Annotated in this window: 5 protein-coding genes; all 5 read right to left on the bottom strand. The window is 73.9% G+C overall.

Features of this window, described 5'->3' with window-relative positions:
- Positions 1-55: 55 nt before the first annotated feature.
- Positions 56-9,151, bottom strand: a complete 9,096-nt coding sequence (locus ABZ342_RS46160) for a type I polyketide synthase (RefSeq protein WP_360487630.1) — start codon at positions 9,149-9,151, stop codon at positions 56-58.
- 1 nt (position 9,152) lies between these two features.
- Positions 9,153-20,909 (bottom strand): type I polyketide synthase, encoded by an 11,757-nt coding sequence (locus ABZ342_RS46155; RefSeq protein WP_360487627.1) that lies wholly within the window; start codon positions 20,907-20,909, stop codon positions 9,153-9,155.
- A 111-nt stretch (positions 20,910-21,020) separates the two neighbouring features.
- Positions 21,021-22,229 (bottom strand): cytochrome P450, encoded by a 1,209-nt coding sequence (locus tag ABZ342_RS46150; protein ID WP_360487624.1) that lies wholly within the window; start codon positions 22,227-22,229, stop codon positions 21,021-21,023.
- Positions 22,226-23,440 carry a macrolide family glycosyltransferase gene (locus tag ABZ342_RS46145; protein WP_360487621.1) on the bottom strand — a complete coding sequence of 405 codons (1,215 nt, stop codon included), beginning with the start codon at positions 23,438-23,440 and terminating at the stop codon, positions 22,226-22,228. The genes ABZ342_RS46150 and ABZ342_RS46145 overlap by 4 nt, the downstream gene beginning before the upstream one ends.
- A 9-nt stretch (positions 23,441-23,449) precedes the next feature.
- Entirely contained in the window at positions 23,450-24,877 is a 1,428-nt protein-coding gene (locus tag ABZ342_RS46140) for a cation:proton antiporter (protein WP_360487618.1), read from the bottom strand.
- Positions 24,878-24,942: the final 65 nt, after the last annotated feature.

The following is a 24,942-nucleotide window of genomic DNA, read 5'->3' as shown; positions in this document are numbered from 1 at the left end:
TGATCGTCGCGCTCGGCGCGTGGGTCTTCATCGGGCCGGTGACCTCGGACGACGGCTACATCCTGACGATGGCCCGGGTCACCGAGCAGACCGGGAAGTCGCCGACCGCGTCGACGCCGTCGGCGACGAGCCGCCACAGGGCGTCGGGATCGGTCACGCCGCCGGGGTAGCGGCAGGACATCGCGACGATCGCGATCGGCTCGTCGGTGCCCGCCACCACCGGGGCGGCGGTTTCGACGACCGTGTCGTCCGTGCCGCCCACCAGCTCACGCCGGACGTGCCCGGCGAGCACGACCGCGGTCGGGTGGTCGAAGACCAGCGTGACCGGCAGCCGCAGGCCGGTGACCTCGCCGAGGCGGTTGCGCAGGTCGACGGCGGTGAGCGAGTCGAAGCCGAGGTCACGGAAGGCGCGGTCCGGCTCGATCGACTCGGGTCCGGGATAGCCGAGCGCCACCGCGGCCTGGGCCTGGATCAGCTCCAGGACCAGCCGCTGCTGCTCGTCCTCGCTCAGCCCGGCCAGCCGCTCGGCCCAGCCGGTTTCGGCAGCTTCCGGTGCCGCCGCTTCGGGGATGCCCAGCAGCGCGGCACTCGGCCGGCCCTGGGCCAGGGTCCTGCGGTAGCGGTCCCAGCGGATGTCGGCGACGGCGAGCACGGTCTCGTCCTCGTCCAGGGCCTGCTGCAGGGCGAGGACGGCCAGCTCGGGCGCCATCGCGGGCAGGCCTTGCGCGGCCAGGCCCTCGCCCCGGCCACCGGCCCACGCGCCCCACGCCACCGCCGTCGCGGGCAGACCCGCGGCGCGGCGTTCGCGGGCGAGCGCGTCGAGGTAGGTGTTGGCCGCGGCGTAGCTCGCCTGGCCCGGCCCGCCGAGCGTGCCCGCCAGCGAGGAGAACAGGACGAACGCCGAGAGGTCGCGGTTCGCGGTCAGCTCGTGCAGGTGCCGCGCGGCGTCGGCTTTGGGGCGCAAGACGTTCGCGATCCGCTCGTCGGTGAGGCCGTCGAGGACGCCGTCGTCGAGCACGGCGGCGGCGTGCACCACGGCGGTGAGGTCCGGCAGGCCTTCCAGCAGCTCGGCCAGCTGGTCGCGGTCGGCGACATCGCAGGTTGCGACGGTCAGCTCGGTGCCGAGGTCGGCCAGCTCGGCGGTCAGCTCGGGGAGGTCTTGGCCGCGCCGGCTGGTGAGGACCAGCCGCTCGGCCCCGGCGCCGGCGAGCCAGCGGGCCAGGTGCGGGCCGACCCCGCCGGTGCCGCCGGTGAGCAGCACGGTGCCGGAGGCCCGCCACGGCGTCGCCGTCTCGCGGGCCGGAGCCGCGCGGACCAGCCGGCGGCCGAAGACGCCGGAAGCACGGACGGCCACCTGGTCTTCGGGGCCGGGTGCGCCGAGGATGGCGGCGAGCCGGGCGAAGACGCGGGCGTCCAGCTCGGCCGGGAGGTCGACGAGACCCCCGAAGCGCTGGGGGTACTCCATGGCCGCGATCCGGCCGAAGCCCCAGGTCAGGGCCTGCTCGGTGGCGCGGATGGGGTCGGTGGCGCCGGTTCTGACCGCGCCGCTGGTGGCCCACCAGAGCGGCGCGTCGCTACCGGCGTCGCCGAGAGCGTGCAGCAGCGTCAGGTTCGGGACGAGACCATCGAGCAGGGAGAGCACGCCCTGGAACGGTCCCGCCTCGCGAAGCAGCTCGGCCCACCGCTCACGGTCCACTTCGGACGGTAGCTCCAGCGGCCGCGCACCGAGGCCGTCGGCGAGGCCGTGCGGGTCGGGTCCGACGACGAGCCAGCCCGCCACGGTGGTGTCGGTGGCGACGGTGAGCGGCGTCCACTCGACCCGGTACCGCCAGCTGTCCACAGTGGATCCGGCGTGCCGCTTCGCGCGCCAGGCGGCGAGTGCCCCGAAGTCGGACTGCTCCACGGCGGCCCAGAACTCGTCGCCCAGCGTGTCGGCGCCGGTGGGGGCGTCCAGCCAGTAACGCTGGTGCTGGAAGGCGTAGGTGGGCAGCGGGATCGTCGCGGCGCTCGGGAAGACCGGCGTCCAGTCGACGTCGACGCCGCGGACGTGCAGTTCGGCCAGCGACGTGCGGAAGCGCGTCAGGCCGCCCTCACCGCGCCGGAGCGTGCCCGTGGCGATGGCGTCCGGGACGGCTTCGGCGATCGCCGACGTGACGACCGGGTGCGGGCTGACCTCGACGAAGACGGTGTGCTCGCGCGCCGCCAGCGCCTCGACGGTCTGGGTGAACAGGACCGGCTGACGCAGGTTGCGGTACCAGTAGCCGGCGTCCAGCGTCGCCGTGTCGATCGGCTCGGCGGTCACCGTCGAGTAGAACGGGACGTCGCCGGTCCGCGGCTCGACCGCGGCGAGCACGTCGAGCAGTTCGCCCTCGATCGCTTCCACGTGCGCCGAGTGCGAGGCGTAGTCCACCGGGATCACGCGAGCACGGACGCCGTCGGCCACGCAGCGCGCGACCAGGGCTTCCAACGCCACCGGGTCACCGCAGACCACCGTCGAAGCCGGGCTGTTGAACGCCGCGATCGAGATCCGGTCGTCGAGCAGGGCGGCCAGGCGAGAAGCGTCCAAGGCGATCGACGCCATCCCGCCCCGACCCGCGAGCCCGGCGGCGATCGCCTTGCTGCGCAACGCCACCACGCGGGCACCGTCCATCAGCGACAGTCCCCCCGCGACCACCGCGGCGGCGATCTCACCCTGGGAGTGACCCACGACGGCGTCCGGCTCGACACCGTGCGACCGCCAGAGCGCGGCGAGGGAGACCATCACGGCCCACGACAGCGGCTGCACGACATCGACCCGGTCCAGCGAGCCGTCGCGCAGCTCGGAGAACGGCGACCAGTCCACAAAGGATTCGAGCGCGGCCGCGCACTCCCCGAACCGCTCGGCGAACACCGGCGACGAGTCCAGCAGCTCCACGGCCATCCCGGCCCACTGCGCACCCTGGCCGGGGAACACGAACACGGTCCGTCCCACCGCGGAGGCCACCCCGGTCACCACCGACGCGCTCGGCGTCCCGGTGGTCAGGTCGGCGAGCCCGGCCAGCAACGCGTCCCGGTCGTCGCCCAGCACCACGGCCCGGTGCTCGAACGCGGTCCGCGTCGAAGCGAGGGACCGGCCGATGTCCGCGATGTCCGCGGCCGCGGCGGCGGCCAGTTTCGCGGCCTGCGCGGGTAGCCCGGCCGCCGAGCGGGCCGAAAGCACCCACGGCACCGGTCCCGTGACCGGCTCGCGTTCGACGACGGGTTCGGGCGAGGGGTCGTGTTCGAGGACGACGTGGGCGTTGGTGCCGCCGACGCCGAACGAGGACACGCCGACGCGGCGCGGTCCGGGCTTGTCCGGCCACGGCGTGGCCTCGGTGAGCAGTTCGACGGATCCGGCGGACCAGTCGACGTGCGGCGACGGGTGTTCCGAGTGCAACGAGCGCGGCAGGACGCCGTGGCGCATGGCCAGCACCATCTTGATGACGCCCGCGGCACCCGCGGCGGCCTGGCTGTGCCCGATGTTCGACTTGACCGAGCCGAGCCACAGCGGCGCTTCGCGGTCACGTCCGTAGGTGGCCATCAGGGCCTGGGCCTCGATCGGGTCACCGAGGGTCGTGCCCGTGCCGTGCGCCTCGACGGCGTCCACTTCGGACGGTTCGAGGCCGGCCGCGGCGAGCGCGGAGAGGATCACGCGCTGCTGCGACGGGCCGTTCGGCGCGGTCAGGCCGTTGGAGGCGCCATCCTGGTTGGTGGCGGTGCCGCGGACCACGGCCAGCACGCGGTGACCCTTGCGCTGGGCGTCGGAAAGCCGCTCGACGAGCAGCATGCCGACGCCCTCGGCCAGGCCCATGCCGTCGGCCTCGGCGGAGAACGGCTTGCTGCGGCCGTCGGCGGCCAGCGCGCGCTGACGGCTGAAGGCGACGAACGGCGCCGGGGTCGACATCACCGCGACGCCACCGGCCAGCGCGAGGTCGCACTCCCCCGAGCGCAGGGCCTGGCCGGCCAGGTGCAGGGCGACCAGCGACGACGAGCAGCCCGTGTCGATCGTGACCGCGGGGCCTTCGAGCCCGAAGGTGTAGGCGACGCGGCCGGACGTGACGCTGCCGGTGCCGCCGGTGACCAGGTGGCCCTCGACGCCTTCGGGAACCTCGCGCAGCCGCTGGCCGTAGTCGTGGCCGCTGGCGCCGACGAACACGCCGGTGCGGCTGCCGCGGACGGCGGCCTGGTCGAACCCGGCGTCTTCGAAGGCCTCCCAGGAGGCTTCCATGACAACGCGCTGCTGCGGGTCCATCGCGAGGGCCTCGCGCGGGCTGATGCCGAAGAAGCCCGGGTCGAACTCGGCCGCGTCGTAGAGGAACCCGCCCGCGCGGGTGTAGCTGTGGCCGGCGCTGTCGGGGTCGGCGTCGTAGAGGGTGCCGGGGTGCCAGCCGCGGTCGCCGGGGAACTCGCCGATGGCGTCGGCCTCGGCCATCATCAGGTCCCACAGCTGCTGCGGGCTGCCGATGCCGCCGGCGAACCGGCAGCTCATGCCGACGATGGCGAGGGGCTCGTCGGTCGCGGTGACCGCCGTCGCCACCGCGGCCGCCGGAGTGCCGAGGACCTCGGTGCGGACGTGCCGCGCCAGGGTCGTCGCGTTCGGGTAGTCGAACACGAGGGTGGCGGACAGCTTGAGGCCGGTGGCGGCGGTCAGCCGGTTCCGCAGCTCGATCGCGGTCAGCGAGTCGAAGCCCAGCTCGCGGAACGCGCGGGAGGAGTCGACCTCCTCCGGTCCGGCGTAGCCCAGGACCGTGGCCGCGTGCTTGCGGACCAGCGCGAGCAGCTCGCGGTCCTGGTCCACTTCGGACAGTGCGGACAGCTTGGCGCGCAGGACGCCCGCCGCGCCGGTCTGCTCGTCGGTGACCTCGGACTCGGCGGCCAGCACGGCCGCGACCTCGGGCACCTCGGACAGCAGCGGCCGCGGGCGGGCGGCGGTGAAGACCGGGACGAACCGCTCCCAGTCGATGTCGGCGACGGCCAGGAACGGCTCGTCGTGGTCGAGCACCTGGCCGAGCCCGAGCAGGGCCGGTTCCGGGGCCATGAACGGGATCCCGCGCCACTTGAGCTGGTCGGCGACGACGTCGGAGACCATGCCGTCGCCGGCCCAGATGCCCCAGGCGACCGAGGTCCCGGCCAGCCCGCGGGCGCGGCGGCTCTCGGCGAGCGCGTCGACGAAGGCGTTCGCGGCGGCGTACGCGCCGTGGTCGCCACTGCCCCACACGCCGGCGACCGAGGAGTACAGCACGAACGCGTCGAGGTCGGCCTCGCCGAACAACGCGTCCAGGTGGCGGGCGCCGGCGAGCTTCGCGCGGGCACCCTCTTCGAACTCGGGCAACGTCGTGTCGGCCAGCGGGGCGAGTAAGCCGACGCCGGCGGTGTGCACGACCGTGTGAATGTCCTTAAGGCCGCTGACCAGCGAAGTCAGCGCTTCGCGGTCGGCGACGTCGCACGCGGCGATCGTCACCTCGGCACCGAGCGCCGTCAGTTCTTCGCGCAGCTCGGCAGCCCCGGGTGCGTCGGGACCGCGGCGGCTGGTGAGCACGAGGTGCTCGGCCCCGCGGCCGACGAGCCAGCGGGCGACGTGCGCGCCGAGCCCGCCGGTGCCACCGGTGATCAGCGCGGTGCCGCTCGTCCGCCACTCGGGGGCGGTGCCCTCGACCGGCGCGCGGCGCAAGCGGCGCTGGTACAGCCCGGAGTCACGGACGGCCAGCTGGTCCTCGTCGCCGATCCCGGCGACGGCGGCGCAGAGCCGGGCCGCGGCCTGCTCGTCGAGGGTCTCCGGCAGGTCGACCAGGCCGCCCCAGCGGTCGGGGTGCTCGAGGGCGAGGACCCGGCCGAGGCCCCACGTCGTGGCCTGGCCCGGGTTCGGTGCCTCGTCGCCGGGCACGACGACGGCCGTCCCCTGCGTCGCGAGCCACAGCGGCGCGGTGATCCCGGCGTCGCCGAGGGCCTGGGAGAGCAGGAGGTTCGCGGCGAGACCCGTGGGCAGCACCGGGTGCGTGGCGTGCTCGTTCTCGTCCAGCGCGAGCAGCGAGAGCACGCCCGCGAGGCCGGTCTCGGACCGCAGCCGCCCGGCCAGTGACGCGCGGTCGTCGGACTCCTCGACGCGCAGGGTGCGGACGACCGCGCCCGCCTTCTCCAGGGCGTCGAGGCAGACGTCCGGCGCGTGCACGACCAGCCAGGTCCCCGCCAACGCGGGTACCGGCTCGGCGACCGGCTGCCAGGTGATCCGGTACCGCCACTGGTCCACTGTGGACAGCTCGGTACGGCGGTGGCGCCAGTCCGCCAGCGCGGGCAGCACCTCCTGCCACGGCGTTTCGGCGGTGACACCCAGCTCCCCGGTGAGAGCGCCGTCCTCGACGGCGTCCCAGAACTCCGCGTCGGCCGCGGCCACGGTCTCGACGGGAGTCTCGAGCCAGTAGCGCTGCCGCTGGAAGGGATATGTCGGCAAAGCGACCGGGCGAGCTTCGGGGTAGACGGCCGTCCAGTCGACGTCGTGGCCCTGCGTCCACAGCTGAGCCAGCGAGGTCAGGAACCGCGTCAAGCCGCCTTCGCCGCGCCGGAGCGTGCCGACGACGGCGGCCGCGCCGGGGTCGAGCGCGTCGTCGAGGGTCGCCTGGAGGCCGCCGCCGAGGACGGGGTGCGGGCTCGACTCGACGAAGAACCGGTGTCCTTCGGCGATGAGGGTCTCGGTGGCGTCCTGGAAGCGCACGCGCTGCCGCAGATTGCGGTACCAGTAGGCGGCGTCGAGCGTCTCGGCGGTCTCACCGGTGACGCTGGAGACGAACGTGACCCGCGGGGCGCGGGGTTCGAGGTCCGCCAGGGCTTCGAGCAGTTCGGTTTCGAGGACCTCGACCACGGCGGAGTGCGATGCGTAGTCGACCGGGATCCGGCGTACGCGCAGTCCTTCGGCTTCCACGCGGGCCAGGACCTCCTCGACCGCGGCGATCTCGCCGGAGATCACCACGGAGGCGGGTCCGTTGACCGCCGCGATGGAGACACCCTCCGCGAGCAGCGCCTCGAGCTGCGCCTCGGGCGCGGCGACCGACGCCATCGCGCCGAGCCCGGCGAGCCGTCCCGCGATCAGCTTGCTGCGCAGTGCGACGACTTTGGCACCGTCGTCCAGGGACAAGGCACCCGCGACGACGGCGGCCGCGATCTCGCCCTGCGAGTGCCCGACGACGGCGTCCGGCGTGACGCCGTGGGACTCCCACAGCGCCGCGAGCGACACCATGACCGCCCACGAGACCGGCTGGACGACGTCGACGCGTTCGAGGGCCGTCGCGTCACCGAGGACGTCGGTCAGCTTCCAGTCCACGAAGGGCTCCAGAGCGGAGGCGCACTCGGCCATCCGTGCCGCGAACACCGGCGCGGACGTCAGCAGCTCCACGGCCATCCCGGCCCACTGGGCACCCTGGCCGGGGAAGACCAGCACGGTGCCGCCCACGGCCTGGGCCTCGCCGCCGACCACCGCGCCACCGGCGGCCGTGCCGGATTCGGCGATCTCGCGGACACCCGCGAGCAGCGTGGGCAGGTCCCGGCCGACCACGGCGGCTCGGTGCTCGAACGCCGAGCGCGTGGCGGCCAGGGACCAGCCGATGTCGGCGAGGTTGGCGTCCGTCAGCTCGGCCAGCTCCGCCGCGCGGGCCTTCAGCGCGGCGTCGGAACGACCCGACAGCACCCACACCGCGGTGTCCACAGTGGATTCTTCGAAGTCGGCGGGTTCCTCGGTGACGCCTTCCAGCACGACGTGCGCGTTGGTACCGCTGCCGCCGAAGGACGACACCCCGGCCCGGCGCGGCGCCCCCGTCTCGGGCCACTCCTGCTGCTCGGTGAGCAGCGAAACCGCACCGTCGGACCAGTCCACGTGCGGGGTCGGCTCGCCGACGAACAGCGTCTTCGGCAGGACGCCCGCGCGCAGGGCGAGGACCATCTTGATCACGCCCGCGACGCCGGAGGCCGCCTGGGTGTGGCCGATGTTCGACTTGACCGTGCCCAGCAGCAGCGGCCGTTCGCGGTCGCGGCCGTAGGTGGCTTGCAGGGCCTGCGCCTCGATCGGGTCGCCGAGCTTGGTGCCGGTGCCGTGCGCCTCGACGACGTCGACCTGCTCCGGCGCCAGGCGCGCGTTGGCCAAGGCAGCCTCGATCACGCGCTGCTGGGAAAGCCCGTTGGGGGCGGTCAGGCCGTTCGACGCGCCGTCCTGGTTGATCGCGGTGCCACGGATGACCGCGAGCACCGGGTGGCCGTTGCGGCGCGCGTCGGACAGCCGCTCCAGGAGCACGACGCCGACGCCTTCGCCCCAGCCCGTGCCGTCGGCGTCGGCCGAGAAGGCGCGGCAGCGGCCGTCGGCGGACAGGCCGCGCTGGCGGCTGAACTCGACGAAGTTGCGGGGGTTGGCCATCACGGTCGCGCCGCAGGCCAGGGCCATCGTGCACTCGTCGTTGCGCAGCGCGGACACCGCCAGGTGCAGGGCGACCAGCGACGACGAGCACATCGTGTCGACGGTGACGGCCGGGCCCTCCAGCCCGAAGGTGTAGGCGAGCCGGCCGGACAGCACGGCGGCCGAGCCGCCGGTGAGCAGCAGCCCTTCCAGGCCTTCGGGCGCGGTGACCATGCCCCCGGCGTAGCCCTGGTTGCTGGCCCCGACGAACACCCCGGTCGAGCTGCCGCGCAGGGCCGCCGCGTCGAGCTTCGCGCGTTCGAAGGCCTCCCAGGTGGTCTCCAGCAGGAGCCGCTGCTGCGGGTCCATCGCCACGGCCTCGCGCGGGGAGATCCCGAAGAACGCCGGGTCGAACTGGGCGGCGTCGGTCAGGAAGCAGCCGTCGCGGACGTAGCTGCGGCCGATGCGCTCGGGGTCGGGGTCGTAGAGGTCCGGGTCCCAGCCGCGGTCGGCGGGCCACGGCGAGACGGCGTCCCGGCCCTCGGCGAGCAGGTCCCACAGCTGGTCCGGGGTAGTGACCCCGCCGGGGAACCGGCAGCTCATCGACACGACGGCGATCGGTTCGGCGCGGCGCTCGGTGACGTCGTGCAGGCGGCGGTTGGCCAGCTTCAGATCGGCCGTGACCCGCTTGAGGTAGTCACGGAGCTTGTCCTCGTTGCGCATCTGCGTCCGCTCCTGGGAAGGTTTTCCGGTCACGTCAAGAGATTCCGAGTTCTCGGTCGATCGCCGCGAACATCTCGTCGTCGGTCGCCGTGTCGAGCTCCAGGCCGTCGTCTTCGTCTTCGCCGCTGTCGTCCCACTTCCACAGCAGCTTCCGCAGCCGGGCGGCGACCAGCTCGCCCGCCGCGTCGCCGGGGGCCAGGGCCGCCAGCGCGGCCTCGATCCGGTCCAGCTCACCGGCCAGGTCGTCGGCTTCGGTGGGCTCGTCGGCGACCAGCCCGGCGAGCAGGTGCTTCGCGACGGCGGCCGGGGTCGGGTAGTCGAAGACCAGCGTGGCGGGCAGCTTCAAGCCGGTCGCCGCGCTGAGCCGGTTGCGCAGGTCGAGCGCGGTCAGCGAGTCGAAGCCCAGTTCCTTCAACGTCTGCGCCGGCCGGACGGCGTCGCGGCCGGGGAAGCCGAGCACCACCGCGACCTCGGTGCGCACCAGGTCGAGCACGACCCGGTCGCGTTCGCTCTCCGACGCGGAGGCCAGCCGCTTCGCCAGCTCGTCATCACTGTCCACAGGGGATTCCTGCTGGGCCTCGGGCAGTTCCCGCAGCAGCGGGCGCGGCCGCGCCGCGGTGTAGAGCGGGGTGAACGTCGCCCAGTCGATGTCGGCGACGACGCTGGCCGGGCCGCCGGTGTCGACCGACGGCTGGATCGCGGTGACGGCCAGCTCGGGCCGCATCATCGGGACCCCGCGCCGCTCGAGCTGCGCGCCGACGTTCTCGTCGACCATGCCGCCGCCCGCCCAGGCACCCCAGGCGATCGACGTCGCCGGCAGCCCGCGGTCGCGCCGCTGGTGGGCGAGCGCGTCCAGGAAGGCGTTCGCGGCGGCGTAGCCCGCCTGGCCCGCGTTGCCCCAGACTCCGGCGCCGGAGGAGAACAGGACGAACGCGTCCAGGTCCCCGCACAGCTCGTCGAGGTTCCGTGCGCCGCGCACCTTGGCCTCGGCCAGCTCGGCGAAGTCGGCCAGGGTCACGGCGGTGATCGGCCGTTCGACGTCCACCGCACCCGCGGTGTGGACGACGGCGTTCACCGGCGGCAGCTCTTCGAGCAGCTCGCGCAGGGCGTCGCGGTCGGAGACGTCGCAGGCGGCGACGGTCACCTCGGCGCCGAGCGCGGACAGCTCGCCCGCGAGTTCCGTGGCTCCGGGCGCGGCTTCGCCCTTGCGGCTCACGAGCACCAGGTGCTCGGCACCGTTCGCGGCGAGCCAGCGGGCGACCTGACCGCCGAGCGCGCCGGTGCCGCCGGTGACCAGCGCGGTGCCGTGCGGCCGCCAGCGGACGGGCGGGGACACCGCCGCGCGGACCATCCGCCGGGCGAACACCCCGGACGACCGCAGCGCGACCTGGTCTTCGCCGTCGTGACCGGTGAGGACCGCCGCGAACCGGCCGGCGGTCACGGCGTCGGTGACGGGCGGCAGGTCGACGAGGCCGCCCCAGCGGTCGGGCTGGTCGAGCCCGAGGATCCCGCCGAGACCCCACGCCATCGCCTGCGCGGCGTTCACCAGGGGCTCGCCCGGGTCGGCCGAGACGGCGCCGCGGGTCGCGAACCAGAGCGGGGCGGCGATCCCGGCGTCGGCCAGCGCCTGGGTGAGCAGGACGTTGCCGGCGAGCCCGGCGGTGAGCACGGGGTGCTCGGCGTGCGGCCGGTCGTCGAGCGCCAGCAGGGAGACGACCCCGGCGGGCGGTGCTTCGACGGCCAGCAGCTCCGCCAGCTCCTCGCGGTCCTCCGTGGATACTTCGAGCACGCGGACGTCCGGGCCGAGCAGGTCCCGCGCGTCGTGCCCGGCGGGCACCACGGCCAGCCAGCCGGCGTCGAGCGTGGCGGCCCGAGGGGTAACCACGGGGCTCCAGCGGACTTCGTACCGCAGTTCGTCCACTGTGGATCGGACGACCGGGTTCGCGGACCGGGGTTCGAGCCAGAACCGCTGTCGCTGGAACGGGTAGGTCGGCAGCGCAACGGTGCGCTTGACCGGATAGAGGACCGGCCAGTCGACGTCGTGGCCGTGGGCCCACAGCTGCGTCAGCGAGGTCAGGAATCGCCGGAGGTCGCCCGCGTTGCGGCGCAGCGTGCCGACGACCGCTGCATTCCCGTCCGTCTCGTCGAGGGTCTCCTCGATCCCGCCGCCGAGCACCGGGTGCGGGCTGACCTCGACGAAGAACCGGTGTCCGGCTTCGACGAGCGTCTTGGTGGCGTCGTGGAACCGCACCGGCTGACGCAGGTTGCGGTACCAGTACCCGGCGTCGAGCGTCGCGGTGTCCACCGGCGTGCCGGTGACGCCGGAGATGTAGGTGATCGCCGACGTCCGGGGCCGGACCGGCGCGAGGACCTCGCGCAGTTCGGCTTCGATCGTCTCGACGGCGGCCGAGTGCGAGGCGTAGTCCACCGGGATCCGGCGCACGCGCAGCTCACCGGCATCGGCGAGCAGGGCTTCCAGAGCCTCGACCTCGCCGGAGACGACGACCGAGCCCGGCCCGTTCACCGCGGCGAGGGAGATCCGGCCGCCGTACGGCTCGAGCAGCGCAATGACCTCGGCTTCCGGCGCGGCGATCCACGCCATCCCGCCGAGTCCGGCGAGCCCGGCGGCGATCGCCTTGCTGCGCAACGCCACCACGCGGGCACCGTCCTCGAGAGACAGTCCACCCGCGACCACCGCCGCCGCGATCTCGCCCTGCGAGTGCCCGACGACCGCGTCGGGTGCGACCCCGTGCGCCCGCCAAAGTGCCGCCAGGGACACCATCACCGCCCACGACACCGGCTGCACGACGTCGACCCGTTCGAGGGCCTCCGCGTCGCTCAGGACTTCGGTCAGCGACCAGTCCACGTACGGGGCCAGCGCGGCCGCGCACTCCGCGATCCGCTCGGCGAACACCGGCGACTCGTCGAGCAGCCCGACCGCCATGCCGGCCCACTGCGCGCCCTGACCGGGGAAGACGAAGACGGTCTCGCCCGCGGTCCCGGTGCTGACCGGGCCACCCGCGGCCAGCTCGCGCAGCCCGGCCCGGAGTTCGTCCCGATCGCCGACCACCGCGGCCCGGTACTCGAACGCCGGCCGGGTGCCGGCCAGCGACCAGCCGACCTCGGCGACGCCGTGCTCGGTCTCCGCGAGCGCCGCCGCCTGCTCGCGCACGGCCGCCTCGGACCGGGCCGACAGCACCCAGGTCCCCACGGTGTCCGGCAACGCGTCGACCGGGGGTGCCGCTTCGGGGGCCTGTTCCAGGATCACGTGCGCGTTGGTGCCGCTGATGCCGAAGGCCGACACGCCCGCGCGTCGCGGTGCCCCGGTTTCGGGCCACGCCCGGTCCTCGGCCGCCAGCTCGACCACGCCGGACGACCAGTCGACCTCCGGGGTCGGCTCGTCGAGGTGCAGCGTCTTCGGGAGCTGCCCGTGCCGCATCGCCTCGACCATCTTGATCACCCCGGCGACGCCGGACGCGGTCTGGGTGTGCCCGAGGTTCGACTTCAGCGACCCCACGAGCAGTGGCCGCTCGCGATCCGGCCCGTAGGCCGCGATGAGCGCCTGCGCCTCGATCGGGTCGCCCAGCGGGGTGCCCGTTCCGTGCGCCTCGACGACGTCCACTTCGGACGGTCGCAGGCCCGCGCCGGCCAGCGCGGCGCGGATGACCCGCTGCTGGGAGCCGCCGTTCGGCGCGGTCAGGCCGTTCGACGCGCCGTCGGAGTTGATCGCCGACCCGCGCAGCACCGCGAGCACCGGGTGCCCGTGGCGGCGCGCGTCGGACAGCCGCTCCACCAGCAGGACGCCGACGCCCTCGGCGAGGGCGAACCCGTCGGCGGCGGCGGCGAACGGCTTGCAGCGGCCGTCGGGCGCGAGGCCGCGCTGGCGGCTGAAGCCGAGGAACTGGCTCGGCGTCGACATCACCATGGACGCGCCGGCGAGCGCCATCGAGCACTCGCCGGACCGCAGCGACTGCGCCGCGAGGTGGAGCGCCACCAGCGAAGACGAGCACGCCGTGTCGACCGTGACGGCCGGGCCCTCGAGGCCGAGGACGTAGGCGATCCGGCCGGAGGCGACGCTGGACACCGCGCCGGTGACCAGGTAGTCCTCGCCCTCGAAGCCGCTGCCCGAGCCGTAGGCCTGGTCGGTCAGGCCGACGAAGACGCCGGCCGGGGTGCCGTGCAACGCGGTGGGGTCGATCCCGGCGCGCTCGAACACCTCCCAGCAGACCTCCAGGAGCAGCCGCTGCTGGGGGTCCATCGCGACGGCTTCGCGCGGCGAGATCCCGAAGAACGCCGGGTCGAACCGGGTGGCGTCGGCGAGGAACCCGCCGTGCCGGGCGTAGGTGGTGCCGGGGCGGCTCGCGTCGGCGTCGTAGAGCGAGCCGAGGTCCCAGCCGCGGTCGGCGGGCAGGCCGGAGATCGCGTCGACGCCGTCGGTCAGCAACGTCCAGAGCTGCTCGGGCGAGGTGACCCCGCCGGGGAAGCGGCAGCCCATCGCGACGATGGCGATCGGGTCGTCGTCGGCGATCACGACCGGTGCCGACGTGGCGTCCACAGTGGACTCCGGGGCGACCTCGGCGAGGAGGTGCTCGGTCAGCAGCGCGGCGGTCGGGTGGTCGAACACGAGGGTGCTCGGCAGTTTCAGCCCGGTCGCCGCGCTCAGCCGGTTGCGCAGCTCGACGGCGGTGAGCGAGTCGAAACCGAGGTCCTTGAACGCGCGCCGGACGTCGACGCTCTCCGGGCTCGAGTGCCCGAGCGCGGCGGCGACCTGCCGGCGGACCACAGTGGACACGAACTTTTCGCGCTCCGGCCCGGTGAATGCGGCGAGCTGATCACCCCAGCCCGACGTTTCCGTGGACTGTTCGCGGAGCTGCCTGACCGCGGGCTGTTCGGCGAGCAGCGGGCTCGGCCGGACGGCGGTGAAGACCTCGGCGAACACCGGCCAGTCGATCTCGGCCAGCGCGACGAACGCCTCGTCGTGGCCCAGCGCCTGCCCGAGCCCGGCGAGCGCCGGCTCGGGTTCGATGACCGGGACCCCGCGGCGGGCGAGGACGTCGTGCAGGGTCTCGGCGATCATGCCGCCGCCCGCCCACGGACCCCAGGCCACCGACAGCGCGGTCCGGCCGAGCGCCCGGCGACGCAGCGCGAGGGCGTCGAGGTAGGCGTTGGACGCGGCGTAGGCGGCGTGGTCGGCGACACCCCAGACACCGGAGATCGAAGAGAAGAGGACGAAGGCGTCCAGCTCGCGGTCGCCGAGCAGGTCGTCGAGGTGCTGCGCGCCGAGCACCTTGGCCCGCAGGACCTCGGCGATCGCGGCGGGGTCGGTGTCGTCGAGCGCGGCGAGCGTGCCGACGCCCGCGGCGTGGACGACGGTCCGGAGGTCGTCGATGCCGTCGACCAGCTCCCGGAGGGCGTGCGGATCGGTGACGTCGCAGATCACGGCACTCACCCGGGGACCCAGCTCGGCCACGTCGGCTTCGCGACGGCCGGTCAGGACGACGTGCTCGGCTCCGCGCGCGACGAGCCACCGGGCGAGGTGCCGGCCCAGCGCACCCGTGCCGCCGGTGACCAGCGCCGTGCCCCGGGTCTCCCAGGTGCGGGTCTTGCCCCGTGGGGACGCGGGGACCAATCGCCGGGCGAAGACCCCCGACGGCCGGATGGCCACCTGATCTTCGGCACCGGACAGCACGGCGGCGAGCCGGGCGAGGGTTTCGGCGTCCGGCGTTTCCGGCAGGTCGACCAGCCCGCCCCAGCGGCCGGGGTGCTCCAGCGCGGCCACCCGGCCGAGGCCCCAGACCGCGGCCTGCGCCGGATCCGGCGCCGGGTCGGTGTCGAGCGGGGCGACCGCGCCGCTGGTCAGGCACCACAGGGGTGCGTCGATCCCGGCGTCGCCGAGCGCTTGGACGAGCACGGCCACGCTCGTGACCGCGTGGATCGGGTCGTCGGAGGTCGTCAGCGCGAGGACACCGTCGGGTGTCCGCCCGGCCAGCCGCTCGGCGAGGGTGGCGCGGTCGTCGTCCGGGGTGACGAGCACCTCGACGCCGAACCCGGTGAGCGCGCCCGCGGTGGGCGTGACCACGAGCCAAGTGCCGGTGAGCGGCGTCGCGGCCGGTTCGGGCAGGGCGCGCCAGGCGATGCGGTGGCGCCAGCTGTCCACGTCGGCCAGCCGTCGCCAGTGGGTCAACGCCAGCCGGGCGTCGCGCCAGGGCGTGTCGTCGGCGAGGCCGAGGGTGTCGAGCGCGGTCCAGAACCCGCTGTCGTCGGTGGGCTTGGCCGCCGATTCGAGCCAGAAACGCTGTCGCTGGAACGGATACGTCGGCAGGCTCACCGTGCGCCGGCTCGGGTAGAGCACCGACCAGTCGACGTCGTGACCGTGGGTCCAGAGCTGGGCCAGCGAGAGCAGGAACCGGCGGAGGCCGCCTTCGCCGCGGCGCAGCGTCCCCACCACGGCCGCCTCGTCGAGGGTCTCCTGGAGGCCGCCGCCGAGCACCGGGTGCGGGCTGACCTCGACGAAGAACCGGTGCCCGCGCTCGGCGAGCACCTCGGCGGTGTCGCGGAACAGGACCGGCTGACGCAGGTTGCGGTACCAGTACGCGGCGTCCAGGCTCGCGGTGTCGACCGGTTCGGCGGTCACGGTCGAGTAGAACGGGATCTCGCCGGTGCGCGGCCGGATCGGGGCGAGGACCTCACGCAGCTCGGCTTCGATCGCCTCCACGTGCGCCGAGTGCGACGCGTAGTCCACCGGGATCACCCGCGCGCGGACCCCGTCGCTCTCGCAGCGTGCCACCAGTTCCCGCAGGGCAGCGGGGTCGCCGCACACGACGGTCGACGACGGGCTGTTGTACGCCGCGATCGAGATCCGGTCGTCGAGCAGGGCGTGCACCCGCTCGGCGTCGAGCGCGATCGACGCCATCCCGCCCTGGCCCGCCAGCCCGGCCGCGATCGCCTTGCTGCGCAGCGCGACCACGCGGGCACCGTCCTCAAGGGACAGTCCACGCGCGACGACCGCCGCGGCGATCTCGCCCTGAGAGTGACCCACGACGGCGTCCGGCGTGACCCCGTACGACTGCCACAGGGCCGCCAGGGAAACCATGACCGCCCACGACAAGGGCTGCACCACGTCGACCCGGTCCAACGCGCCCTCACGCAGGACGTCCGAAGGCGACCAGTCGACAAAGGACTCCAACGCCGTCGCGCATTCCGCGAACCGCCGCGCGAAGACCGGCGACTCGTCGAGCAGCCCGGCCGCCATGCCCACCCATTGGGCACCCTGGCCAGGGAACACGAAGACCGTCCGTCCCACCGGTCCGGTGACGCCGGTGACCACCGACGCTCCCGGAGTCCGCGTGGCGATCTCACCCAGGCCGGTCAGCAGTTCGTCACGGGTGCCGACCACGGCGGCCCGGTGTTCGAAGGCGGTCCGCGTCGTCGCCAGGGACCAGCCCACGTCGGCGACGCCGTGCGGCGTCTCTGCCAGCGCCGATGCCCGGTCCGCCACCGCGGCTTCGGAACGGCCGGACAGCACCCAGACGCCCAGTCCGTCCTCTTCGGACACCACCGGCGCGATTTCCGGGGCCTGCTCGACGATGACGTGCGCGTTCGTTCCGCTGATGCCGAACGAGGACACCGCGGCCCGCCGGGGCGCGCCGGTCTCCGGCCACGGCTGCTCCGCCGAGGCGAGGGTGACCGCGCCGGCGGACCAGTCGACGCGCGGGCTGGGCTCGTCGGCGTGCAGGGTCCGCGGCACGACGCCGTGGCGCAGGGCCTGCACCATCTTGATCACGCCGCCGATGCCCGCCGCGGCCTGCGTGTGCCCGAGGTTCGACTTCAGCGAGCCGAGCAGCAGCGGCCGTTCGCGGTCCTGGCCGTAGGTGGCGATCAGCGCCTGGGCTTCGATCGGGTCGCCCAGCGGGGTGCCGGTGCCGTGGGCCTCGACGACGTCCACTTCGGACGGTGCGAGTCCGGCGTCGGCCAGCGCGGAGCGGATCACGCGCTGCTGCGAGGGACCGTTCGGTGCGGTCAGGCCGTTGGACGCGCCGTCGGAGTTGACCGCCGTGCCGCGCACGACGGCGAGGACCGGGTGACCGAGCCGCTGGGCGTCGGACAGGCGCTCGACCAGCACGACGCCGGCGCCTTCGGCCCAGCCCGTGCCGTCGGCGTCGGCCGAGAACGCGCGGCACCGGCCGTCGCGGGAAAGGCCGCGCTGGCGGCTGAATTCGACGAGCATGCCGGGGCCGGCCATCACGGCCGCGCCGCCGGCCACCGCCAGCGTGCACTCCCCCGCCAGCAGCGCGCGCACGGCGAGGTGCAGCGCGACCAGCGAGGACGAGCACGCGGTGTCGACCGTCAGCGCCGGGCCCTCCAGGCCGAGGACGTAGGCCAGCCGGCCGGACGCGACGCTGCCGGTGGTGCCGGTGAGCAGGTGGCCGTCGAAGCCTTCGCCGCCTTCGAACAGGCGCGGGCCGTACTCGGACGACGTGGCGCCGACGTAGACGCCGGTGCGGCTGCCCTTCAGCGACGCCGGGTCGATGCCCGCGCGCTCGAACGCTTCCCACGTGGTCTCCAGCAGCAGCCGCTGCTGGGGGTCCATGGCCAGGGCCTCGCGCGGCGAGATGCCGAAGAAGTCCGCGTCGAACTCGGCGACGCCGGTGAGGAAGCCGCCGTGGCGGGCGTAGGACTTGCCGGCCTTGCCCGGGTCGGCGTCGTAGAGGTCGTCGAGGTCCCAGCCGCGGTCGGTGGGCAGGCCGCCGATGACGTCCCGGCCGTCGGCGACGAGCTGCCACAGCTCGTCGGCCGAGCGCACGCCGCCGGGGTACCGGCAGCTCATCGCGACGATCGCGATGGGCTCGTCGGCGCGGGTCGCGACGACCGGGGAGGTCACGGACGGCTCGCCGCGCAGCATCGCGGCGAGCCGGGCCGGGGTCGGGTGGTCGAAGATCGCGGTCGCGGGCAGCTTCAGGCCGGTCGCGGCGGACAGCCGGGTGATGAGTTCGACGCCGACGATCGAGTCGAAGCCGAGGTCCTTGAACGACGCCGTGGGGTCGATCGCGTCGGGGCCGGGGTGGCCGAGGACCAGTGCGGTGTGGGCGCGGACCGTTTCGAGGAGGTCGTGGGACGGCGGGGTGGGAGTCTCCGGGCGGGCCTCCGCCCCCCGGCTACCAGCGTATCGGGGGGTACCGACAGTTTCGGCGGGGTCGCCCGCGGTTTCGGCGAGGTGGTCCACAAGCCAGAAGCGCTCGCGCTGGAAGGCGTACGTCGGCAGGTCGACCGGGCCGCCGCCGGAGAACTCCGCCGTCCAGTCGACGGCGCCGCCACGGGTCCACAGCTCGGCGACCGACGTCGCGAAGCGGGCCGGTCCGCCGTCGCCGCGGCGGAGCGTGCCGACCGCCGCGGCCGGGCGGTCGGCGTCGGCTGCCGTCTCCAGCAGGCCGCCGACGAGCACCGGGTGGGGGCTGACCTCGGCGAACACTCCCATCCCGGCGTCCAGCGCGGCTCGGATCGCCGGGGCGAACAGCACCGGCTGCCGCAGGTTGGCGAACCAGTGGCCCGCGTCGAGCCGCTCGGTGTCGAGCAGACCGCCCGCGGTCGAGGAATAGAACGGAATTCGCGTTGCTCGCGGCCGGATTCCGGCGATCAGCCGCAGCAGCTCGTCCTCGAGCGGCTCGGCCTGGGCCGAGTGGGACGCGTAGGCGATGGCGATCCGGCGGCAGCGCACCTCGCGCGCGGTCAGCTCGGCCTGCAGCTCGTCGAGGGCGTCGAGGTCACCGGAGACCGCCGTGGTCGCCGGGCCGTTGACCGCGCCCACCGACAGGCGGTCGGGGTACGCCGTGAGCAACTCGGTCACGGCCGCGACCGGCAGGTCGACCGACAGCATGCCGCCGTGGCCCGCCATCCGTTCGGCGAGCAGCTTGGCCCGCAGCGCGACGATCCGCGCCGCGTCGTCCAGGGACAACGCGCCCGCCACGACGGCGGCCGCCAGTTCGCCCTGGCTGTGCCCGAGTACGGCGGCGGGTTCGACACCGTGCGCCCGCCACTCGGCGGCCAGGGACACCGCGACCGACCAGAACACCGGCTGCAGCACGTCGGTGCGGTCGAGCGAAGGTGTGCCTGTGCGGAGGACATCGAGGACGTCCCAGTCGAGGTGCGGCGCGAGCGCGTCGCGGCACTCGGCCAGTCGCGCGGCGAACACCGGCGAACTATCCAGCAACTCGGCGGCCATTCCGGCCCACTGGCCGCCCTGGCCGGGGAAGACGAAGACGACGCGGTCGTCGCTCGTGGCGGTGACCCCCTGGGTGACGCCCATGCCGTCCGCGATCGCGCGCAGCGCGTCCCGGCTCCCGGCGACCGCGCGGTGCTCGAAGGCCGTGCGGCGGTTGGCCAGCGACCACCCGATGTCCACTGCGGACAGTTCCGGGTGGTCGTCCACATGGGACAGCAACGCGGTGGCCTGCGCTCGCAGGGCCGCGGCGGTGCGGGCCGAGAGCAGCCACGGCGCCGCGGTGTCCGTCGTCGAGCGGGGTGCGACGGGGTCGGCCGACTCCAGCACGACGTGGGCGTTGGTCCCGCCCATGCCGAACGAGCTGACCCCGGCGATCCGGCGTTCGGCGTCCCACTCGGCGTTCTCCGCCACGACACGCAGCTTCAGCTCGTCCAGGGGAATCGCCGGGTTCGGCGTCGCGAAGTTGAGGCTGGCGGGCAGGGTGGCGTGCCGCACCGCGAGCAACGCCTTGAGCAGCCCGGCGATGCCCGCCGCGCCCTCGAGGTGCCCGACGTTGGTCTTGACCGACCCGACCGGCAGCGGCTCGGCGCGTCCGGCGGCGAAGACGTCGCCCAGCGCGGCGGCCTCGATCGGGTCGCCGACCTTGGTGCCCGTTCCGTGCAGCTCGACGTAGCCGACAGCGGCCGGCTCGATCCCGGCGTCCGCGTGGGCGCCGCGCACGACCGCGGCCTGGGCCCGGGCGTCCGGGACGGTCAGGCCGTCGCCGGCACCGTCGTTGTTGACCGCGGTGCCGCGGATGACGGCGAGGATCTCGTCGCCGTCCGCCTGGGCGCGCGAGAGCGTCTTGAGGACGACGAGCCCGCCGCCCTCGCCGCGCACGAAACCGTTGGCTCGGGCGTCGAAGGTGAAGCACTGACCGTCCGGCGAAAGCCCGCCGAAACGAGCCGTCGTGACGGCGTTGCCCGGCGAGAAGATCAGGTTGACCCCGCCCGCCAGCGCGACCGGGCACTCGCCGCGGCGCAGGCTCTGCACCGCCAGGTGCACGGCGACGAGTGAGGACGACTGCCCGGAGTCGACGGTGAAGCTCGGGCCGTGCACGCCCAGCAGGTGCGAGACGCGGTTGCCGAGCAGGCTGCGGTGCACGCCGGTGATGGTGTGGTGGCTGATCGCTTCGGAGTCGTTCGCGTGCACGAGCGCGGCGTAGTCGTCCCACATCGCGCCGACGAACACGCCCGCGGCGCTTCCGCCGAGGTTCGCGGGCACGATCCCGGCGTGCTCCAACGCTTCCCACGCGAGTTCCAGCACCAGCCGCTGCTGCGGGTCCATCGCGGTGGCCTCGCGCGGCGAGATGCCGAAGAAGGCGGCGTCGAAGCGGTCGACGGCGTCGAGGAACCCGCCCTGGCGGACGCCGGTTTCCGCCGGGTCCCACCGGCCGGCGGGCACCTCGGTGATCGCGCTGCGGCCTTCGGTCAGGAGCCGCCAGAAGGCGGCGGGCCCGTCCGCGCCCGGGAGGCGGCAGGAAAGCCCGACCACGGCGACCGGCTCGCCCGGAGTGCTCGCAAAACCCGTCATCTCACGCTCCATCGGCGGGCGGCTTCCTTCCTGGGGAGACTGCTCGACGTCCACGGCAACACAGGCGCCGCAACGCTGTCCACGGCGGACAGGTCAGGTCTAGTGCGGTGCCTAGACGACTCCGGAGGTCCAGGTGACGGGCAGCGCGTGGACCCCGTAGTGCAGCATGTCGTCGCGCAGCGGGACCTGCTCCTGCTCGACCGCGAGCCGCAGTGCCGGGAAACGGGTGAAGAGCGCCTCGAACCCCACCCGCATCGTGAAGCGGGCCAGGTGCTGGCCGATGCACTGGTGCACGCCGTGGCCGAACGCGACGTGGCCCTGGGTCGCCCGGCCGATGTCGAGCCGGTCGGGGTCCGGGAAGCGCCCGGGGTCGCGGTTGGCCGCCGGGAGCGCGACGACGACCGTCTCGCCCGCGCGGATCACCTGGTCCCCCAGTTCGACGTCTTCCAGGGCCGCCCGGCTCGCGCCGAGGTGCGAGACCGTCAAGTAGCGCAACAGTTCTTCGACGGCGTTGGGCCACAACGCCGGGTCGGCCCGGAGCCGCTCAAGCTGGTCGCGGTGCTCGAACAGTGCGAAAGTGCCCAGTGCCAGCATGTTCGTCGTCGTGTCGAAGCCGCCGCCGACCAGCGCCCAGGCCAGGTTCACCAGCTCCGGCCGGTCGAGTTCGCCGGTGCGGGCCAGCTCGCCGAGCATGTCCTCGCCCGGGTCGTCGAACGCCGCGTCGACGAGCCGTTCGAGGGTGCCGCCGACGATCGTGATCGCGGCGATCAGCTCTTCCAGCGAGTAGTGCATCCGAGCGACGACGTTCAAGTGGTGCAGCAGTTCTTCGCGATCGGACTCCGGGACGCCGACCAGCTCGCACATCAGCCGGGTGGCCAGCGGCTCGGCGTAGGCGGCGACCAGCTCGGCTTCCGTGCCGCCCGCGGCCATCGCGTCCAGCAGCTCGCCGGCGATCCGTTCGGCGGCCGGGACCAGCTCCCGGGTGCGCCGCACCGTGAAGTACTTCGCGATCAGCTTCCGGTACCGCGCGTGCTCGGCGCCGTCCATCTTCGGGAACGCGCCGGGCGCGGCCGGTTCGGGCGCGTAGGCGTCCATCGGGAACGGCGGCGGCACGGCGAGCGCGACGAGGTCGTTGCGGTGGCTGAACCGGGCGTCGGCCAGCACCGCGCGGACGTCGGACAGCTTGGTCACCAGCCAACCGGTGGCCGGACCGGGACTGGCGTCGAACGCCAGGGGGCTGATCCCCGGCCGGGCCCGGTACTCGTCGGGCGGGTCGAACGGGCAGCTCCGCTTGACGGGCAACGACGACGGCTCGGTCACTTCCGGCTCCCTCCGGCCGGGTGCGCGGCGGCGACCCTGGCCTCGATCTCGTCGGCGGCGCGGACCGCTCCGCCCGCGGCGTGCACCTCGCGCCGCATGAGCTGGACGCGCCGGCGCACGGCCTCGTCCTCGTCGACCGCCAGGACCGCGTCCCGGATCCGCTCGGCGGTCACGGTCTCCTTGTCGAGCGAGGCACCCAGCCCGAGCCGCCGGATCTGCCGGGCGTTGATGTGCTGCTCCGGGTGGTGCGGCACGGCGATCACGGGGACGCCGAAGGACAGTGCCTCCATCAGGCTGCCCATCCCGCCCTGGCACAGGAACACCGAGCAGTGCGGCAGGACGTCGCCGTGCGCGACCCACCGGTGGGCCTCCACATGGGACGGCAGCGGCCCCAGCGTGGCCGGATCCACCCGCTTCCCCAGGGTGAGCACCACCTGCCAGGGCAGATCCGCGAAGGCTTCGGCGCAGGTGCGGAAGAACTCCGGCCGGTCGTTGACGGTGGTGCCCAGGGTGATCAGCACGACCGGGCGGCCGTCGGCGGGCGGCCGCCACGTCCGGGCGGCCGGGCTCGACGGCGGTCCCACGAAGGCGAACCGCTCGTCGAAGGTCTCCCCCGCCGGCTGGAACGCCCGCGGCAGGAACACCAGCGTGAACTCGTCACCGCCGGTGAAGAACTCCTCCAACGTAAGGTCGCCGAGGCCGTGGGCGGCCAGGTGCTCGCCGAGGCGCGTGACGAACCGGGCGATCGCCGGGTGCGCCGGGTCGACCGCCTCGCCGTAAGCCTGGTTCTCCTTGGTGAGCGAGAAGTGCTCGTTGGACGCCACGGTGGCCGAGAGCTGCACGGCCGGCAGCCCGTGCTTGCGGGCCAGCAGCCGCCCCGGTGCCCACAGCGTCGTGTCGTAGACGAGCAGGTCCGGCGGGCCGCCGCCGAAGACGCGTTCCACGGCGGGCAGCACGGCCATGCTCTGTTCGAGCAGGTGCAGCGGGGCCCGGGCGGCCTCGTCGGCGTCGGTGATGTCCGGCTGCGCGGTGGACAGGTCGCAGCCGTAGGCCACGGCCCGGGCGCCGAGCGCGACGACCCGGTCCGCGAACTCGCCGGAGGTGAAGCAGGTGACCCGGTGACCGCGGCGGACGAGCTCGGCGACCACCGGCAGCGCCGGGGTCATGTGCCCGTAGGCCGGGTAGGGCAGGAAGGCGATGTCGCGGGACATGTCCGGCTCCTACGCGGCGGGAAGGGGTTCCGCGGGCCGGCGCTTGTAGCGTTCGATCAGCGAGAGCGCGGGTGAGGTGGCGACCGTGGTCACCAGGGTCATGACCACCAGCATCGCGAACATCGTCGGGCTGATCACCTTGAGGTCGAGGCCGATGTTGAGCACCGCCAGCTCGGTGAGCCCGCGGCAGTTCATCAACGCGCCCAGCGACCACGCGTCCCGCCTGCCGATGCCGGACAGCCGCGCGGCGGCCAGGCTCCCGCCCCACTTGCCGAGCATCGCCACGGCGACGATCAGCAGGCACCAGAGCCACAGCGTCGGGTCGGTGCCGATCAGGTCGAACTTCGTGCGGAGTCCCGTGTAGACGAAGAACAGCGGCAGCAGCAGCGTGACCGTCAGCGCGTGCATCTGGTCGGTGGCCTGGCGGATCGGCAGCGAACCGCGCGGCGTCACGGCGCCGAAGAGGAACGCGCCGAAGATCGGGTGGATGCCGATGGCGTTGGTGGCCAGCGCGGACAGCAGCAGCCCGGCCAGCAGCACGGACACCACCGCCGTCGTCGGCAGCGCTTTCTGCCCCTGCTCGGTGGGCGCGAACAGCCGGCGCAGCAGCGGGCGCACGACGAACAGCATGAACGCGAAGAACGCGATCGTGAGCCCCACGGTCACCAGGGTGGCGGCCATGGAGGTCGCGCTCGCGATGGCGACGACGAGCGCCAGCAGGCACCACGCGGTGATGTCGTCGACCGCGGCGCAGCTCAGCGCCAGCGCGGCGATCGGCAGCTTCGTCATCTTGCGGTCGGTGATGATCCGGGCCAGCACCGGGAACGCCGTGATGCTCATCGAAATCGCGAGGAACAGGGCGAACGGCAGCCGGGCGACCCCGGCGCCGAGGGTCGGGTGCAGGACGAACGCGAGCACCACCCCGGACAGGAACGGGATCGCGACGCTGACGTGGCTCACCAGCACCGCGGCCTTGCTGCGGCGGCGGACCAGCTCGACGTCGAGCTCGTAGCCGACCAGGAACATGAAGATCACGAGGCCGATCTGGGCGAGCGTGTTGATCGTCGAGGCCAGGAAGTCGGGGAAGATCCAGTGGTAGGCCGCGGGCCACACCCAGCCGAGGAACGACGGGCCGAGCAGGATCCCGGCGAAGATCTCGCCGATCACCGCCGGCTGAGCCAGCTTCCGCGCGACCGCCGAGAGCAGCCGGCAGGCCAGGAAGATCACCGGCAGGGCGAACAGCAGCTTGGCGACCGGGTCGGCCGCGCCACCGGTGTGCCCGGCCGGGGCGTGGCCGTCACCGCCGCCGACGCGCAGCAGGAAGAAGGCGGCCAGGACCGGGAGGACCACCATGGCGAGGTAGGAGATCCACGTCCGACTCGGTTTCCCGGTGGGCGCGGCGGGCTCGGCGGTGGTGCGCTCGTCGAGCGAGGACATGCGGTCTCTCCGATCGGACGCAGCCGGTCGTGAGTGGGAAACAGGGTGAGAACACTGTTTCCCAC

It is taken from the genome of Amycolatopsis sp. NPDC005961 (genome assembly GCF_040629235.1).
Taxonomy (GTDB): Bacteria; Actinomycetota; Actinomycetes; order Mycobacteriales; family Pseudonocardiaceae; genus Amycolatopsis; species Amycolatopsis camponoti.
Note: the sequence above shows the minus strand (reverse complement) of the source record. Positions and strands in the feature narration are given on the sequence as shown.